Origin of the sequence: Oerskovia merdavium (assembly GCF_014836755.1) — a bacterium.
Classification (GTDB): Bacteria; Actinomycetota; Actinomycetes; order Actinomycetales; family Cellulomonadaceae; genus Oerskovia; species Oerskovia merdavium.
On record NZ_JACSQF010000012.1, the window covers coordinates 1,045 to 16,224 of the forward strand.

Here is a 15,180-nt window from a genome sequence, read left to right on the forward strand (position 1 = left end):
CGCCGCGGGGCCCGGGCGGAGGCCGCCCGGGCCCCTCGTGCGAAGAGCTACTTCCCGGAGTGCTTGTGCCCGCCGAGCGCGTCGAGCGCGCTGCGGACGCGACGCGCCCCGACCGCGAGCTGCACGTCGCGGTACTGGTTGGCGCGGTGGATCTGCCCCTTGAGGTCCGACCCCGAGGGGCGGTGGCGCAGGTCGCACGGGACCTCGACCGCGACGTACCCCTTGCGGAGCAGGTCGATCGTGAGACCCGTCTCGACGCCCCAGCCGCGGGCCAGCGGCGTCGCGGCCTCGAACGCCTCGCGCGTCAGGCACCGCATGCCCGACAACGGCTGCGTGGGCGTCCAGCCCGTCATGGACTGGATGGCGCGCCGCGCGGCACCCACGACGATCCCGCGACCGCCCGCGCCGGGCTGCGGCGGGAGCAGGGCGATGGACATGTCGGCCAGGCCGTCGAGCACGGGGGGCACGAGCGGGGCCGTGTTGACCGCGGTCTCGCCCAGGTCGCCGTCGATGAAGAGCAGGAGGCGCGGGGGGCGGTCGGCGACGTCGCGCATCGCGACGACCGCGGCACCCGTCTCCATGGCCGCCGCCTTGCCGCGGTTGTGGGAGTGGCGCACGACCACGGCGCCCGCCTCACGGGCGACGTGCTGCGTGGTGTCCTCGCTGCCGTCGTCCACCACGAGCACCAGGTCGACGTGCGGGATGGCCTTGGCCGCACGGACCGTGGCCGCGATGCGACGCGCCTCGTCCTTGGCGGGGATGATCACCGCGACGCGCTGCTTCTGCCGGGAACCGCCGTGCAGCGGGGCCGGGCGCGGGGTCTTCGCCACCGGGAGCGCGTGCGTCCCGTTGGCGGGGACGCCCGACACGTCCCGGGTGGTTTCGGTGTTCAGTCCTGACTCGGTCGACCGATGGTCCGCGTTCACGCAATCCAGCCTAGTAGTGCAAAGAGTTTCCCGCAGTTTGCCACACTCGGGGTGGCAAAGTCACGGGGATGTCCCAGAGAACGGTGTTCTCGGGTTCTTGCCGAGGTATCTCTCGGTCAGCCTGGCGTCTGTACTTCCTCGTCGGACCTGACCTGCCCGAGGCCGACGGGCGGGGCGGCGATGCCGGCGCCCGTCGGTCTCGGGGTCGTGCTGGTGGTGCTGTGGTGCCGTGGTGCTGGTGCCGACGTGGCGCCCGTGGCGGGGCCGGCCGGCGGTGCGTCGGGGCTCGTCAGCGGAGCGTGACCTGGCGGGACACGATGCCCGCACGGGCACGACGCTCGTTGGCGTCGAGCGGCTCGGTGACCGCGAGCGCTGCGTCGATCTTGGCCTTGAGGTCCTTGGCGGGCTCCTCGAGGTCTGCGGCCTCGGTGCCGCGCGGGAGCTCCCAGACCGGGACCAGCAGGCCGCACGACCGGAACGCGCCGACGAACTTGCCGCCGCCCAGGCCCGACTCGCGCTTGGCGTGCAGGCGCGAGATCGCGTCGATCAGCTCCTCCTCGCCCACGGGCCACGCCCAGCGCAGGAACTCACGGCTCATGGAGCACCAGTAGGCCGACTCGACCGACTCGAGCTTGACCGTGGGGACGATCGACTCCGACGCCTGGTCGAGCGACGCCTTGAGCTCGGGCGTGAGGTCCGTCGTGGGGTCGAGCCAGAACGAGAAGTCCTCGTGGACCGTGACCTCGAAGGGCACCGACAGGTCCAGGACGTCCTGCAGGCGCGGACCCGGGCCGGGCAGCTCGCCCAGCTCGATCGACGTGCCCGGCTCGGCCTCGATGGCCTCGAGCAGGACCGCCGCGAGGTCGCGGCTCGTGTCGCCCGAGCCCGCGAGGGTCTGGAGCGCGAGGAGGATGGTGCCGTCCTGGCGGTGCAGCGCGGCCCAGCCGGCCGGGAGGATCGTCACGACGAGCACGTCGCGAGCGCCGTACTCCTTCGTGGTGCGAGCAGGTGCCGAGGCCGAGGGGACGACCTCCCGCAGGGCGACCCAGTCGGTCTCGCCGGGGAGACCCTCGAAGGGGCGCAGCACGAAGTCGGGCGTCGAGTTCTTGGCCATGGGGAAAGTGTAGTGGGAGCGGGCTGCGGGGCCGGCGGGCTCCTACTGCTCGACCGGGAACCCTCGCTGCGACCACGCGACCATGCCGCCGTCGAGGTTGGTCGCGTCGAAGTCGCCCTGGTTGAGCCACGCCACGGCGCGCGCCGAGCGTCCGCCCGAGTGGCAGATCACGAGGATCGGGACCTCGGGGTCGAGCTCGCCCCAGCGGACGGGCAGCTCGCCCAGGGGGATGTGGACGGCGTCGGGCGCGTGGCCCGCGTCCCACTCGTCCTGCTCGCGCACGTCGAGGAGCACGACGCCCTCGGGCACGGGGTGCTCGGCGTCGAGCTCGGACACGTCGGTCGTGGGTACCTGGGGCGGGAACATGGTGACCAGCCTACGTTTCTGACGCGCCGTCGTCGGATCCTGGTCGCGTGCCGCGCCGGTCTCCCCTCCCGGGACAGACCTCCCGCGACGCCCTGACCAGTGGCAGGATCGTCGCATGGACCCCCGCGCCGGAACCCTCGCCCAGCCCCAGGACCTCATCGACGTGGACGCCGTGGTCGGCGCCTACTACGACCTCTCCCCCGACGTCGACGACCCGGCGCAGAAGGTGGTGTTCGGGACGTCGGGCCACCGCGGGTCGAGCCTGGACCACGCGTTCAACGAGGCGCACATCCTCGCGATCACCGCGGCGATCGTCGAGTACCGGCGCGCTCAGGGCACCGACGGCCCCCTCTTCATCGGTCGCGACACGCACGCGCTGTCGCTGCCCGCGTGGCAGACCGCGATCGAGGTCCTGACGGCCGCGGGCGTCCAGACGTACATCGACGCGCGCGACTCCTACACCCCGACCCCGGCCGTGTCCCAGTCGATCCTGCTGCACAACGGTGCGGCCACCGAGGCCGGGGTCCGCACCTCGGGCCCCGACCTCGCGGACGGGATCGTCGTGACGCCGTCGCACAACCCGCCGCGCGACGGCGGTTTCAAGTACAACCCGCCGCACGGCGGTCCCGCCGACTCGGAGGCGACGGGCTGGATCGCGGACCGTGCGAACGAGATCCTGCGCTCGGGCGTGGGGCAGGTCGAGCGCGTCCCGCTCGAGCGTGCGCTGACGGCCGAGACCACGCACCGCCACGACTTCCTCACGGCGTACGTCGACGACCTGGCCTCGGTCCTGGACCTCGAGGCGATCCGTGGCGCGGGGGTCTCGATCGGCGCCGACCCTCTCGGCGGGGCCTCGGTCGAGTACTGGGGCGAGATCGGCGAGCGCTACGGCCTGGACCTGACGGTCGTGAACCCGCAGGTCGACCCGCGCTGGGCCTTCATGACGCTCGACTGGGACGGCAAGATCCGCATGGACTGCTCGTCGCCGTACGCCATGGCCTCGCTCGTGCAGAAGATGACGGACCCGGACGCGACGTCGACGTTCGACATCGCGACGGGCAACGACGCGGACTCGGACCGCCACGGGATCGTGACCCCGGACGCGGGCCTCATGAACCCCAACCACTACCTCGCGGTCGCGATCGACTACCTGTACGGCGGGGCGCGTCCCGGTTGGCGCCCGGACGCCGCGATCGGCAAGACGCTCGTGTCGTCGTCGCTCATCGACCGGGTGGGGGCGGGGATCGGTCGCCGCGTCGAGGAGGTACCGGTCGGCTTCAAGTGGTTCGTGCCGGGCCTGCTCGACGGCTCGGTCGGGTTCGGCGGCGAGGAGTCCGCGGGCGCCTCGTTCCTGCGGACCAACGGCGGGGTGTGGACCACGGACAAGGACGGCCTGCTGCTCGCGCTGCTCGCCTCGGAGATCCTCGCGACCACGGGCAAGACCCCGTCCCAGCACCACGCCCGGCTCGTCGAGCAGTACGGCGAGTCCTGGTACGCCCGCGTCGACGCCCCGGCCTCGCTCGAGGAGAAGGCGGCGCTCGCGAGGCTCAGCCCCGAGCAGGTCACGTCGACGACGCTCGCGGGCGAGGAGATCACCGCGAAGCTGACCACGGCGCCCGGCAACGGCGCGGCGATCGGCGGCCTCAAGGTCACCACGGAGAACGCGTGGTTCGCGGCGCGCCCCTCGGGCACGGAGAACGTCTACAAGATCTACGCCGAGTCGTTCGTCTCGGCCGAGCACCTGACGCAGGTGCAGGACGAGGCCAAGCAGGTCGTCTCGGACGCCCTGGGCGGCTGACGCCCGGGGTGAGGTGCCCGACGACGTCACGCGCGGCCGTCGGGCACCTCGCCTTCCCCGCACCCCACCCCGTCGACGTAGCACGCCGCAGCACCCAGGACCCTCGCCGTCGGGTATCTCACATGGGCACCTCTCACCATCAGAATCACCGTCTGTCGTGAGCCTCTACTCCTAGTATCGAAACGTCCCCTCGTCGATCCTCTGGAGTTCCCATGCGCACGTCACGATCAGCCCTCGCGCTGCCCCTCGCCCTCGTCGCCGTCCTCGGCCTGTCCGCCTGCTCGGGTGACACCGCTCCCGAGGAGACCACGTCGGCCTCGACGAGCGTCGAGACGCCGGAGACGGAGGAGACCCCTGCGGAGGACACCGAGTCCGAGGAGGAGGCCGAGCCGGCCGCCTCGGGCGACAAGCCCGCGTGGGCCGCGACCAACGAGGTCGTCGGCACCCAGCTCGGCACGGCCGAGGGCGACGGCTTCACCGTGGACATCTACCAGGTGAGCACCGCGGTCGCGACGAAGACCGGCCAGTTCGCCGACGAGTCGGGCAAGCCGATCCTCAACCCGGGCGACCCGATCGTGTTCGTCAACTACGTCCTGACCAACACGGGCGACGCCGACCTGCCGCTGACCTACTCGATCGTGGGCGTCGACGCGCGCTACGCCGACTGGCCCTACATGCAGGGCATGGACAGCATCGTCGACAGCGCGCTCTTCGAGGCGGCCGGAGTCGTCGACTCCCCGATCACCCCGGGCTCGGGCGAGGCCCCGTTCATCCTCGCGCCGGGGCAGTCCGTCGCCTACGGCGAGAACTTCAAGCACCAGCCCGGTTCGCCCATCGAGTTCGAGGTCACGCTGACCCCGGCCGACGCCGCGGGCGACCTGAACCACGACCTGCGCCAGGAGGTCGCACTCTCCGCGACCATCGCCTGATCCGGGCCCGCGCCGAGCATCCGGGCAGGACGCGAGCGGGGCAGGACGTCGTCACCGACGACGTCCTGCCCCGCTCGGTCGTTCTGGGTGACGGCGAAGCGTCAGCGCGCGATCAGGTCCTGGTACTCCTCGTGGAGCTGCACGAACGCCCGGATGAACGGGCACAACGGCACCACCTTGTCCCCCGACGCGCGCACCTGGTCGAGCGCGCCGCGTGCGAGCGACGACCCGATCCCGTTGCCCGCGTAGACGTCGTCGACCTCGGTGTGCGTGAACACGACCTGGCCGGGTTGTCGCACGTACGCCGCGAACCCCGCCACGTCGCCCTCGGGCGTGCGTGCCTCGAACCGCTCCTGCGCCGGGTTGTCGACGATCGTGATCGCCTGCGTCTGCTCGCTCACCCGTTCATCATGCGGGCCTCGTGCGGTTCGCGCGCGCCCGGTCGAGCGGTGACACTACGAAGGGGCCCCCGACGACGCCGGCACTGCGCTGAGGATCACGCCCCGCAGACGCTCTGCGACGCGGCAACGGATGGGAGACTGAGACGGTGGTCCAAGACTCCCCCCGTCCAGCGGCAGACGACTCCCGCAACCCCTACCGCGTCGTCCTCAGCAAGCCGGGGGCGCTGAACTTCTCGGCCGCCGCGGTCGTGGCGAGGCTCCCCATGTCCATGGTCGGCATCGGGATCGTCCTGATGATCCAGGGCATCTACGACTCCTACGCCCTCGCCGGACGCGTGTCCGCGGCCTACGTGATCGCGCAGGCCATCGCCTCGCCGCAGATCGCCCGGTACGTCGACCGCGTCGGGCAGGCCAAGGTCATGCGGCCGCTGCTGGTCGTGAGCACCGCAGGCCTCGTCGGCCTCATCCTCGCCGCGGTCAACCAGGCACCCGACATCTGGCTGTATGCGACGGCCGTCGTCGCGGGCGCGAGCATCGGGTCCTACGGCTCGATGGTCCGCGCGCGCTGGAGCCACGTCGTCACCGACTCGCGCCAGCTCCACACGGCCTACTCCCTGGAGTCCGCTCTCGACGAGCTCGTGTTCGTCGTGGGCCCCGTCCTCGCGACCCTGCTCGCGACCGAGGTCACCGACTCCGCGGGCATCATCGTCCCGGCGATCGCCGCGGTCGTGGGCGGCGTCTGGTTCCTCTCGCAGCGCCGCACCGAACCCCCCGTGATCGCAGCCGTCCCGGGCGTCAAGCACCGGTCGGCGATGCGGTCGCCCGGGATGGTCGTCCTCGCCGTGGTGTTCGTCGCGATGGGCTTCATCTTCGGCGCGACCGACGTCTCGACCATCGCGTTCGCCGAGGAGCAGGGGTCCAAGTCGGCGTCGGGCCTGATCCTCGCGGTGTTCGCGATGGGCTCGCTCATCTCGGGCCTCGCGTACGGGGCACGGCACTGGGTCTCGCCCCTGTGGAAGCGGTTCGCGATCGGCATGGTCGCCCTCGCCCTGGGCGTCTCGCTGTTCTTCGTGGTCACGTCGCTGCCCATGCTGGCCGTCGTCATGTTCGTCACGGGCTTCACCATCGCCCCGACACTCATCAACGGCAACGCCCTGGTCCAGAACCTGGTGACGCCGCACCAGCTCACCGAGGGGCTCGCGTGGGTCGGGACGTCGCTGGGCGTGGGGGTGTCGTTCGGGGCGTCGATCGCTGGCTCGCGCATCGACGCCGCGGGCGCGCACGCGGGCTTCCAGGTCGTGATGATCGCCGGGGGCCTCGCGGTGGTCGCCGTCCTCGGGTCGCTGCGGGTCCTGCGCCGCGGCGCCCCCCGCGAGGAGGCCGTGGACGAGGCGTAGCGCCCTCCCGCGCCCCCCTGCCCGACGACGCCACCCCGGTGGGCGGGCCCCTCGCCGGGGCGTGACGCGCCCGGGCCGGTCGGCGTCGGGCCCCTCTCGTGTGACGCGGACCTGACACCCGGACGTGACGCGCGGAACGGCCCCAGCGGCTGCGCCGTCCGACGTTCCGGCGCACGATGGAAGAGTCCCCAACCCTTTCGTGCGGAGGTTTCCCATGGCTCTCGGACTCGGTCGTCCCCAGGACAAGCGGAACAGGACGGTCGCCGATCTGCTCGTCGCGCAGCTCATCGAGGCGGGGGTCGAGCGGATCTACGGGATCGTGGGCGACAGCCTCAACCCCGTGGTCGACGCGGTCCGCCGCAGCCAGAAGGGGAAGGGCAAGGGCATCGAGTGGGTGCACGTGCGCCACGAGGAGTCCGCGGCGTTCGCCGCCGCGGCCGAGGCCGAGATCACGGGCAAGCTCGCGGTGTGCGCGGGCTCGTGCGGGCCCGGCAACCTGCACCTCATCAACGGCCTCTACGACGCGAACCGCTCCAAGGTGCCCGTCCTCGCGATCGCGAGCCACATCCCGAGCGCACAGATCGGGACGGGCTTCTTCCAGGAGACGCACCCCGACCGCCTCTTCACCGAGTGCTCGGTGTACTCCGAGATGATCTCCTCGGCCACGCAGGCGCCGCGTGTCATCAACTCCGCGATCCACCACGCGTACGGCGCCCCGGGCGTCTCTGTCCTGACCATCCCGGGCGACGTCGCGGACCTCGACGCCGCAGCCGAGGTCATCGACGTCGCGGTGCACCCGGCCAAGCCGCGGATCATCCCCGACGCGGACGCGCTCCGGAACCTGGCCGATGCCATCAACAAGGCCAAGAAGGTCACGATCTTCGCGGGCGTCGGGACACGCGGCGCGCACGACGACGTGATCGCGCTCGCCGACAAGATCGCCGCCCCCGTCGGTCACTCGCTGCGCGGCAAGGAGTGGATCCAGTACGACAACCCGTTCGACGTCGGGATGAGCGGCCTGCTCGGCTACGGCGCCGCGCACGACGCCATGCAGGAGGCGGACCTCCTGCTCCTGCTGGGCACCGACTTCCCCTACGACCAGTTCCTGCCCGAGTCCGTGCGGACCGCGCAGGTCGACATCGACCCCACGCACCTGGGTCGCCGGACCCGGCTCGACGTCGCCGTCGTGGGCGACGTGGGCGAGACCGTGCGGCTCCTGCTGCCGCTCGTGAACACGGCCAAGAACCGCTCGTTCCTCGACTCCATGGTCAAGAAGCACGAACGGTCGATGACGGGCGTGGTCGGTGCGTACACCAAGGACGTCGAGAAGCACACGCCCATCCACCCCGAGTACGTCGCGGACCTCCTCGACCAGGAGGCTGCCGACGACGCGGTCTTCACCGTGGACACGGGCATGTGCAACGTGTGGGCCGCCCGGTACATCAGCCCCAACGGCAAGCGCCGCGTGATCGGGTCGTTCCTGCACGGGTCCATGGCGAACGCGGTGCCGCACGCGATCGGCGTCGCGGCCGCCCAGCCGGACCGGCAGGTCGTCGCGATGGCGGGAGACGGCGGGCTGTCGATGCTGCTGGGCGAGCTCATCACCATCAAGGCCTACGAGCTGCCCGTGAAGATCGTCCTGTTCGACAACGCCAGCCTGGGGATGGTGCGCCTCGAGATGCTCGTCGACGGGCTGCCCATGTTCGGCACCGAGTCGCCGCACATCGACTACGCGGCGGTCGCGAACGCGATCGGGATCCCGTCGGTGCGGGTCGAGCGGGCCAAGGACGTGCGTGGCGCGCTGCGCGGGGCCCTGTCCCGCCCGGGGCCTGCGCTGGTCGACGTCGTGACCGACCCGCGCGCGCTGTCCCTGCCCCCGACCATCACGGCCGGGCAGGTGCGAGGCTTCGCGGTCGCGATGAGCAAGGAGGTCCTGGGCGGCGGCATGGGAGAGGTCGTGTCGATGGCCCGGGCGAACCTGCGGAACGTGCCGCGACCCTAGGGGTGGTCGGGAGAGCCGGAGGCGACGCGGGCCGCGGTCACGCCGGGTCGGTCGGCGGGCTCGGCAGGGGGGCGCCGTCGCGCACGGATCGCAGGTCGGCCACGACGGCGTCCACCTCGCGCTGGCGCGCTCCCCGCCACCGGGTCCCGTTCCCACCGGCCGGCACGATCGGGAGCGCGACGCCGTCCAGGGCGTGCACCCGGACGGCCGGCTGAGCACCCCGCGGACCGGGAGTGGGGGGACCAGCGGTGATGGCAGCCACCTGGGTCCACGGGAGGGCGAGCAGGGGCCGAGCAGCACCCGCCGTCCACAGCTCGACACCTCTGCCGTCCGCTGCGAGGGCAGCTCCGAACAGCGACGCCCGTCTCATGCCCGGTACCCACCGGCCGGCCGCGACCAGCGCGCCAGGCAGCTCGTCAGGGACGTGCGCGACGACGATCCGCGCACCGGGTCGATTCGCTCGCACGGTCGAGATCAGGCGGAGCCGACGGCGCCGCACGACGAGCCCGAACCCCGTCACGCCCGCGACGACCAGCGCGACAGCCAGCACGACCGCCCACGGCCCCACGGCGTCGGGCGCCAGGAATGCACGCCAGACCAGCAGCGCGACGAACGTGGCGGCCCCCACCGACTGGAGGACCAGGCCGAGCCGGGCCCGTGAGCCGGCGGTCTCCTGAGGACCGCCCGTCACGACGCCGACCTCGCCGGATCCCGCGGCAGCTCGCTCGGGCAGTCGAGCACCAAGAACTCCTCACCCGCCGTCAGCACGCACTCCTCGTCACGCCCGTCCGGGAAGGTCGCCGTCATGCCGATCTGGCTTCCACGGAAGGGGAAGGCTTGGCTCGTCCGCAGCACCACCCCGTACGCGTCCTCGAGATCGTCGAGAACCCCCTCTTCGAACGCCTTGTACTCGTCCCACAATGCGTCGTTCGTGCGCTCCAACCGCGCCTTGACCACCTGCTCCGTGATCCACGCACCACCCAGACCACCGACCAGCAGCACCAGACCCACGACCAACGGAGCCACCAACAACCCACCACCCCGACGACCCCACGACCGCGCCGCGAACACCGCATACACCCAGACGAACACACCCAAGATCCCCGCACCGAAGAACACCCACCCCAACGGCGTCGTCTCATACCCCGACGGAAACTCCGGATACTCCACCACCGGAACCATCAGGTGCCAACGCCTGGCGTGGGCCACTCGTCGTGGTTGGACGCCTCGTCGTCGCCGGGCGCTGAATCTCCGTCCTCGGCCCCGGGCTCGCTGTACCCCACGGAGGCGACCAGCACGTCGAAGAGATCGAGCATCGCGTCCCGGAACCGGACGAGCGGGGTACTGAAGGCCAGGTGGTAACGGCCGAGCCCGTCGTCGGGGTCGAGCCAGTAGCGGACGCTGAGCTGGTCGATCGTCTCGGCACCGAGTGCCTCTGGCCCTCGCCCCACCGAGACTGCGCGCACGACCTGACCCAGAGGGCCTTCAGCGAGCTCGACCTCGGTGCTCACGTCCTCGGACCGGATCAGCTCGGCAAGAGCGATCAGCGTGTCGCCGGACCCGGCGGCCGGGCCGGTCGGCGCCGGGAGCCTGAACGTCGTGACGGACGCCGGCAGGGGGACGTCGGCCACACGGAGCAGCGAGAAGGCCATGATCCCTCCGCCCGATCGGGCCGCCGCAAGCGTCACCGCGTCCAGCTCGCGTCGTGCATCGAGGGCCAGCGGCGTCGGCGAGTCGGTACGTCCGAACTGACGCTGGACGAGAGCCTGGACCGAGCGGCGTCGCGCCCTCTCGTCCTGGAGGTGAACGACCCACCAGTCGCTCGGCAGGAGCAGGCCCAGCTCCCCCGTCCGGCGGACCTGGCTCGTGTCGGGTGCTGTCATTCGCCGATCTCGACCGTCAGGGACTCGCCGATGTCGATCGCTTCCTTGCTGAGCGCCACGAAGGCCCCTGGCAGATGGGTCACGTACTCGAAACGCATCAGATCGGAGGTACCTCGGGGAAAGATCGTCTGAGAGATGCAGGAGCGGACCTGGCCGTCCTGATCTCCTCGCACCTCGACCTGGACTACGGCGGGTCCGCTGCTGACCTCGCCCGCAGCCGTCGAGTAGTCGAAGACCCGGGTGCCCCGGACCTTCTCCGGCCGTCGGATCTTGCGCATCAACCGCTGGGGAGTGAGGTTCAGGTCCGGGTCGACCGTCAGCAGCCCGAGCGAGAACTGCGCGACGGGCGGGCCCAGTGGGTCGAGCATCCACAGGCCCCCCGCGAGGAGCGACTGGTCGATCAGCTCCTTCTCGAGCGCCCGCACTGCGTCGAGGCGATGCGCAACGACCTCGTCCGGCCCCTCGAGCTGTGCCATCGCCTCTTCCGCCAGCGTCCCGCAGCCCGTGCGCCAACCGATCCACTCGGCAGGAGCGGTGGTATCGAAATCGACGATCCTCGGCACGTCAGACCTCTCAGTTCAGGTTCAGGACGCTTTGAGGAGCGCCCGGGGTGGGAGTCATGACCTTGTCGTCGACGAGCTTGACGGACGACACCATGGTGTTCCCAGCGGCGGTCGCGGCGTTGCCGATCGTGAAGTTCGCTGCGACGCCACCGTAGCGGATCGCACTCTGCAGCTCGTCATAGCTTGAGACGAGGGCTGACGCAGTGGCAGGGGTCGCGCCGGCCGGGACGACGTTCCTGAGCAGGCTGGGATCGGCCAGCCCCACGGAGGCCAGCCCTCGGCCCTCCGCTCCGAACCCGACGAGAGCGAGGAACTTGCCCTGGGCCCCTGGCACCTCGACGACGGCCTCGCGGAACGTGGACCAGTTGAGCGACCTGAACTGCCGAAAGCCCTGCAGCTCGCTCAACGTGTCGCGCCCGATCGCACGCAGGCTCAACGCCTCCGAGGCGACCTGGCGCAGAGAGCGAGCCGCAGCGACCTCGCCCGCGACCCGCTGTGTCGCTCGCATCCCCCAGCGCGACATCCCCAGGTCGTTGAGCAGGCGCCGAGCTCCGAGCCGGACGCCCGCCGGACCGGAGGCTGCACGGAAGACCTGGTCGGCTCGGACACGGGCGGCGGCCTGCACTCCACGCGACCCGACCTTGAGGCTCGTGCCCACGACACGGCCCACGCCGAACGTCACGAGGCCGAGGACCCCCATGACCACGTTGCCCCACCCAGCATCCCCGTGGCTGGCCAGGAACACGTCAGCGACGAGCGCGACCGCCCCGGCGATCAGTGCCACCGCAGCAAGCGCCGCCCCCAGACCGGGGACCCAGGCGAGCACCAACGCCAGCACCCCGGCCACCGCGGCGACTATCGAGGCCACGTCGCTGATCGCCTGCATCATGTCCGCGCCCCAGTTCTCCCACCACCCGTCCTTGATCCCGTCCTCGGAGATGACCTTGCTGATCGTCTCCTCGGCGCGCGCCGCCGCGCCCGCCCCCCCCCCCCCCCCCCCCCCCGCCCCCCCCGACGCACCGCGTCGGCAAGGTCCGACGCCGCCGTGGCGAGCCGTCCCTCGGCGACCTGGGCGGCGTACTCGGCCTCGTCGGCACGCATCTGCGCGTGCGGCGCGCTCGACGGGTCCTGCTCGAGGTAGATCGCCTGGGTCCGTCGCTGGGTCTCGCTCGCCTCGTGGGCGGCCCTGGCACGCACGAGCGCGTCGTCCGCGTCGGCCTGCGCGCCGCGGAGCGCCACCTGGTACTCGATCAGCGCGTCGCCGGTCTCCTGGTAGCGGGTCCGGACCTTGGAGATCTCCTCGGCGATCTCCTTGGCCTTCGTGCCGATCTCCTCGACCGCCTCGGAGGTCATGCCGTCCATGTCTGCAATGGCGAGGAGGTTCGCCCTCGCGTCGAGGATCGCCTGGGCCACCTCCCGGTACGCGATCCCCACGCTGTGGACCACGTCGGGGTCGCCTGGCACGGGGTCGGTGGAGGCGAGCGGGTACCAGTCGTACGGGCGTGACATCAGGACTCCCCCTTGAGCGCTGCGGCGAACTCCGTGTCGAGCTGCTCGAACGTGTCCCCGACTCCCGAGCACTGCTCGGCGAGGGCGCTGATGTGCTCGACCATCTTCTCGCGGCGGTCGTCCCAGTTGCTCTCGAACGACCGCAGGGCACCGGCCAGCCCTTCGTGCCCCACTGCGGCCGCTGCTCGTCCGGCGTTGTCGCCGGCACCGTGGAACTCGGTGGCGACGAGCCGGAGCTGGCGCCCGGCGTCGACGAGCACGTTCGTGTCGACCTGCAACCTGGCGCTCACGCTCTCCCCTTCGTCGGTTGCCGTGGGACACCTGTCGGTCGGGCCCTCACGCGCGGCGCCACGTTAGCAGCCGGGTCGGGGGCACTGACATGGGGAGTTGTCCCCGTCAGGGGTTCCGCACGGTGGGTCGAATCGATACGATCCCACCGTGCTCACCAAGATGACGGTCACCGACGACCAGCTCTCCCGCATCGTGTCCCCGCTCGGCGAGATCGCCGACGCAGCCCCCCTGGACGGCGGCATGTTCGCCTCGACCTTCCGGATCGACCTCACCGACGGCCGTCGGCTCGTCGTGAAGATCACGAGCGCCGACACGTCGCGCCTCCTGCGCTACGAGCACGGGATCCTCGGCACGGAGGAGGACGTCTACCGGCGCGTCGTGGACCGCCCCGACCTCCTCATGCCGCGCGTCGTCCACTCCGACTTCAGCCGCACCGTGCTCGACGGCGACATCCTGGTCGTCACGTTCCTCGACGGCGACGTGTGGAACACGCTGCCCCCGCTCGACGACGCCGCGATGGTTCGCGTGCGGCACGACCTCGGCGCGTTCATGGCCCGCCTGCACACCGTGACGGGGGAGGCGTTCGGGTACCCGGCTCCCGCGTCGGGGTTGAGCGCACCGACGTGGCCCCAGGCGTTCGACCTCATGGTCGATGCCCTCCTCGCGGACGCGGAGCGCTGGGGCGTCGACCTCCCCGCCGACGCGCTGCGGACCGTGGTCACGCGCCACCGCGACGCGCTCGCCGAGGTCACGGTCCCGCGGCTCGTCCACGCCGACCTGTGGCCAGGAAACCTGTTCCTCTCGGCTGAGGCGGCGTCCTCCGAGGAGGCGCCCGCGCTGCGTCTGAGCGGCGTGATCGACACCGAGCGGTGCCTGTGGGCCGACCCGCTGTACGAGCTCGCAGGTGCCGACCAGCTCGGCCTCGGCCCCGTCCCGCCTGCTCTCGCTGCGGGATACCGCGCGGCAGGGGGCCGCCTCCCGGTCTCCGAGCCGTGGTTCTCGTCGCCCGGACCGGGTGAATTCCTGCCCGAGGACGTCGCTCCCCCGGCGCGTGCCGCCGTCGGGCAGGTGCGGCCCGGGGCGAGCACGCTCGGGGCCGCTGACGTCCGCCTGCTCCTGTACCGCGCGTACATCTCGGCGGTGCTCGTGACGGAGGTCGTACCGCGCGACTACCAGGGCGAATGGGTCCAGGGATACCGCGACACGGCCGCCGCGAACCTCGCGGTGCTGCTCGACCAGCTCTCCCGCTGACCGCTGAACCCTTTGTCAGAACCAGCATGGTCCAGGGCCCACGCGGGTTCCGACACGAACGGGTCGCAGGGTGGGTGCGCCCTCTCGCGTCCCAGGGCACAGTTGAGTCACGCTAGAGTTCGGGCAAGTTCACGATCACGTCAAGTGTTCGGGCGCCGTGCTCGGCGACGCGACGTGACCGACCCTGGGGGGTATGCGGTGATCACGTTCGTCGTCGTCGGCATCGTCGGGCTCGTGCTCGTGCTGGTCTCGATGGTCCTCGGAGAGTTCATCGAGCTCGGGGACGGCGCAGTCTCCGGGACGTCCCTGGGCGTCGGGGCGATCGTGTTCGGTGCGACCGGAGCGCTAGTCGTCTCGAACGACCTGCCCGTCGCCCTGGCCTTCGTGGGCTCCGCGATCCTCGCCGTCCTGGCCGTCCTCCTCGTGGCCGTGCTCACCAAGAAGCTCCACGAGTCCGACGACGCCGCCCCCGTCTCCCTCGTCGGCGTCCAGGGGACCGCGACGAGCGACATCTCCCCCGCGACCGGCGAGGTCTCGCTCGACGCCGCACGCGAGCTCGAACGACGCCTCGCCTGGGCCGACGAGCCGATCCCCACGGGGGCCCGCGTCGTCGTGCTCGAGCAGTCCGGGACCCGCGTGCGCGTCCGGCGGTACTACCCCAACGACTGACGCGACCACCCGGGCCCTGTCTCAACCCGGAGCCCGGACGCACCACGGCACCACCGCACGACCCGCTCGCACGACCCGCCA

At 71.5% G+C, this 15,180-nt stretch carries 17 protein-coding genes; 6 read left to right on the forward strand and 11 right to left on the reverse strand.

All coding sequences use genetic code 11. From position 1 onward, the window contains the following. Nucleotides 1–47: 47 nt before the first annotated feature. The 3 genes from H9641_RS12240 to H9641_RS12250 all read right to left on the reverse strand — a co-directional run bounded on the left by H9641_RS12240 (nt 48) and on the right by H9641_RS12250 (nt 2,406). Complete coding sequence (locus H9641_RS12240; RefSeq protein WP_056653537.1) at nt 48–830, reverse strand: glycosyltransferase; 783 nt, start codon at nt 828–830, stop codon at nt 48–50. 385 nt (nt 831–1,215) lie between these two features. After that, nucleotides 1,216–2,040, reverse strand: coding sequence for a DUF5926 family protein (locus tag H9641_RS12245; RefSeq protein ID WP_191804150.1), 825 nt, complete (start codon nt 2,038–2,040; stop codon nt 1,216–1,218). A 42-nt stretch (nt 2,041–2,082) separates the two neighbouring features. Further along, nucleotides 2,083–2,406 (reverse strand): rhodanese-like domain-containing protein, encoded by a 324-nt coding sequence (locus tag H9641_RS12250; protein ID WP_191804152.1) that lies wholly within the window; start codon nt 2,404–2,406, stop codon nt 2,083–2,085. Between the two features lie 115 nt (nt 2,407–2,521). Here H9641_RS12250 and pgm point away from each other — a divergent pair, with 115 nt between their 5' ends. Then, nucleotides 2,522–4,204 carry a phosphoglucomutase (alpha-D-glucose-1,6-bisphosphate-dependent) gene (pgm, locus tag H9641_RS12255; protein ID WP_191804154.1) on the forward strand — a complete coding sequence of 561 codons (1,683 nt, stop codon included), beginning with the start codon at nt 2,522–2,524 and terminating at the stop codon, nt 4,202–4,204. Nucleotides 4,205–4,416: 212 nt separating this feature from the next. Further along, nucleotides 4,417–5,133: a hypothetical protein gene (locus H9641_RS12260; RefSeq protein ID WP_191804156.1), complete on the forward strand. Its 717-nt coding sequence runs from the start codon at nt 4,417–4,419 to the stop codon at nt 5,131–5,133. A gap of 101 nt (nt 5,134–5,234) precedes the next feature. On the opposite strand, the gene H9641_RS12265 is transcribed toward H9641_RS12260, so the two are convergent. After that, nucleotides 5,235–5,534 (reverse strand): GNAT family N-acetyltransferase, encoded by a 300-nt coding sequence (locus H9641_RS12265; protein ID WP_235535467.1) that lies wholly within the window; start codon nt 5,532–5,534, stop codon nt 5,235–5,237. 146 nt (nt 5,535–5,680) lie between these two features. Here H9641_RS12265 and H9641_RS12270 point away from each other — a divergent pair, with 146 nt between their 5' ends. Then, nucleotides 5,681–6,931: an MFS transporter gene (locus H9641_RS12270; RefSeq protein WP_191804158.1), complete on the forward strand. Its 1,251-nt coding sequence runs from the start codon at nt 5,681–5,683 to the stop codon at nt 6,929–6,931. A gap of 214 nt (nt 6,932–7,145) precedes the next feature. Beyond that, complete coding sequence (locus H9641_RS12275; protein ID WP_191804160.1) at nt 7,146–8,933, forward strand: pyruvate dehydrogenase; 1,788 nt, start codon at nt 7,146–7,148, stop codon at nt 8,931–8,933. Between the two features lie 37 nt (nt 8,934–8,970). On the opposite strand, the gene H9641_RS12280 is transcribed toward H9641_RS12275, so the two are convergent. From H9641_RS12280 to H9641_RS12310, 7 genes are read right to left on the reverse strand one after another with little or no spacing between them, the layout of a single operon-like run. Then, nucleotides 8,971–9,624: a hypothetical protein gene (locus H9641_RS12280; protein ID WP_191804162.1), complete on the reverse strand. Its 654-nt coding sequence runs from the start codon at nt 9,622–9,624 to the stop codon at nt 8,971–8,973. Next, nucleotides 9,621–10,103 carry a hypothetical protein gene (locus tag H9641_RS12285; protein WP_191804164.1) on the reverse strand — a complete coding sequence of 161 codons (483 nt, stop codon included), beginning with the start codon at nt 10,101–10,103 and terminating at the stop codon, nt 9,621–9,623. The genes H9641_RS12280 and H9641_RS12285 overlap by 4 nt, the downstream gene beginning before the upstream one ends. 11 nt (nt 10,104–10,114) lie before the next feature. Continuing rightward, the gene (locus H9641_RS12290) at nt 10,115–10,816 is read right to left on the reverse strand and encodes a hypothetical protein (RefSeq protein WP_191804166.1); all 702 of its coding nucleotides are present in this window, start codon (nt 10,814–10,816) and stop codon (nt 10,115–10,117) included. Further along, nucleotides 10,813–11,379, reverse strand: a complete 567-nt coding sequence (locus H9641_RS12295) for a hypothetical protein (protein WP_191804168.1) — start codon at nt 11,377–11,379, stop codon at nt 10,813–10,815. Before H9641_RS12295 ends, H9641_RS12290 begins: the two co-directional genes overlap by 4 nt. Nucleotides 11,380–11,389: 10 nt before the next feature. Further along, nucleotides 11,390–12,247, reverse strand: coding sequence for a hypothetical protein (locus H9641_RS12300; protein WP_191804170.1), 858 nt, complete (start codon nt 12,245–12,247; stop codon nt 11,390–11,392). 17 nt (nt 12,248–12,264) lie between these two features. Further along, on the reverse strand, nt 12,265–12,888 hold the full coding sequence (locus H9641_RS12305; protein ID WP_191804172.1) for a hypothetical protein: 624 nt from the start codon (nt 12,886–12,888) through the stop codon (nt 12,265–12,267). Beyond that, a complete protein-coding gene (locus tag H9641_RS12310) occupies nt 12,888–13,178 on the reverse strand; it encodes a hypothetical protein (protein WP_191804174.1) in 291 nt (96 codons plus the stop codon). Before H9641_RS12310 ends, H9641_RS12305 begins: the two co-directional genes overlap by 1 nt. Before the next feature lie 148 nt (nt 13,179–13,326). On the opposite strand from H9641_RS12310, the gene H9641_RS12315 reads away from it, so the two are divergent. Together H9641_RS12315 and H9641_RS12320 are read left to right on the forward strand one after the other, a co-directional pair. Then, a complete protein-coding gene (locus H9641_RS12315; protein WP_191804176.1) occupies nt 13,327–14,430 on the forward strand; it encodes a phosphotransferase family protein in 1,104 nt (367 codons plus the stop codon). Between the two features lie 174 nt (nt 14,431–14,604). Further along, nucleotides 14,605–15,099, forward strand: coding sequence for an NfeD family protein (locus tag H9641_RS12320; RefSeq protein WP_318244556.1), 495 nt, complete (start codon nt 14,605–14,607; stop codon nt 15,097–15,099). The last annotated feature ends 81 nt before the right edge of the window (nt 15,100–15,180 follow it).

Excerpts from the sequence above, each read along its gene's own strand:
- H9641_RS12245 (WP_191804150.1), bottom strand. The coding sequence starts at position 2,040 with ATGGCCAAGAACTCGACGCCCGACTTCGTGCTGCGCCCCTTCGAGGGT.
- H9641_RS12250 (WP_191804152.1), bottom strand. The coding sequence starts at position 2,406 with ATGTTCCCGCCCCAGGTACCCACGACCGACGTGTCCGAGCTCGACGCC.
- pgm (WP_191804154.1), top strand. The coding sequence starts at position 2,522 with ATGGACCCCCGCGCCGGAACCCTCGCCCAGCCCCAGGACCTCATCGAC.
- H9641_RS12260 (WP_191804156.1), top strand. The coding sequence starts at position 4,417 with ATGCGCACGTCACGATCAGCCCTCGCGCTGCCCCTCGCCCTCGTCGCC.
- H9641_RS12275 (WP_191804160.1), top strand. The coding sequence starts at position 7,146 with ATGGCTCTCGGACTCGGTCGTCCCCAGGACAAGCGGAACAGGACGGTC.
- H9641_RS12290 (WP_191804166.1), bottom strand. The coding sequence starts at position 10,816 with ATGACAGCACCCGACACGAGCCAGGTCCGCCGGACGGGGGAGCTGGGC.
- H9641_RS12305 (WP_191804172.1), bottom strand. The coding sequence starts at position 12,888 with ATGTCACGCCCGTACGACTGGTACCCGCTCGCCTCCACCGACCCCGTG.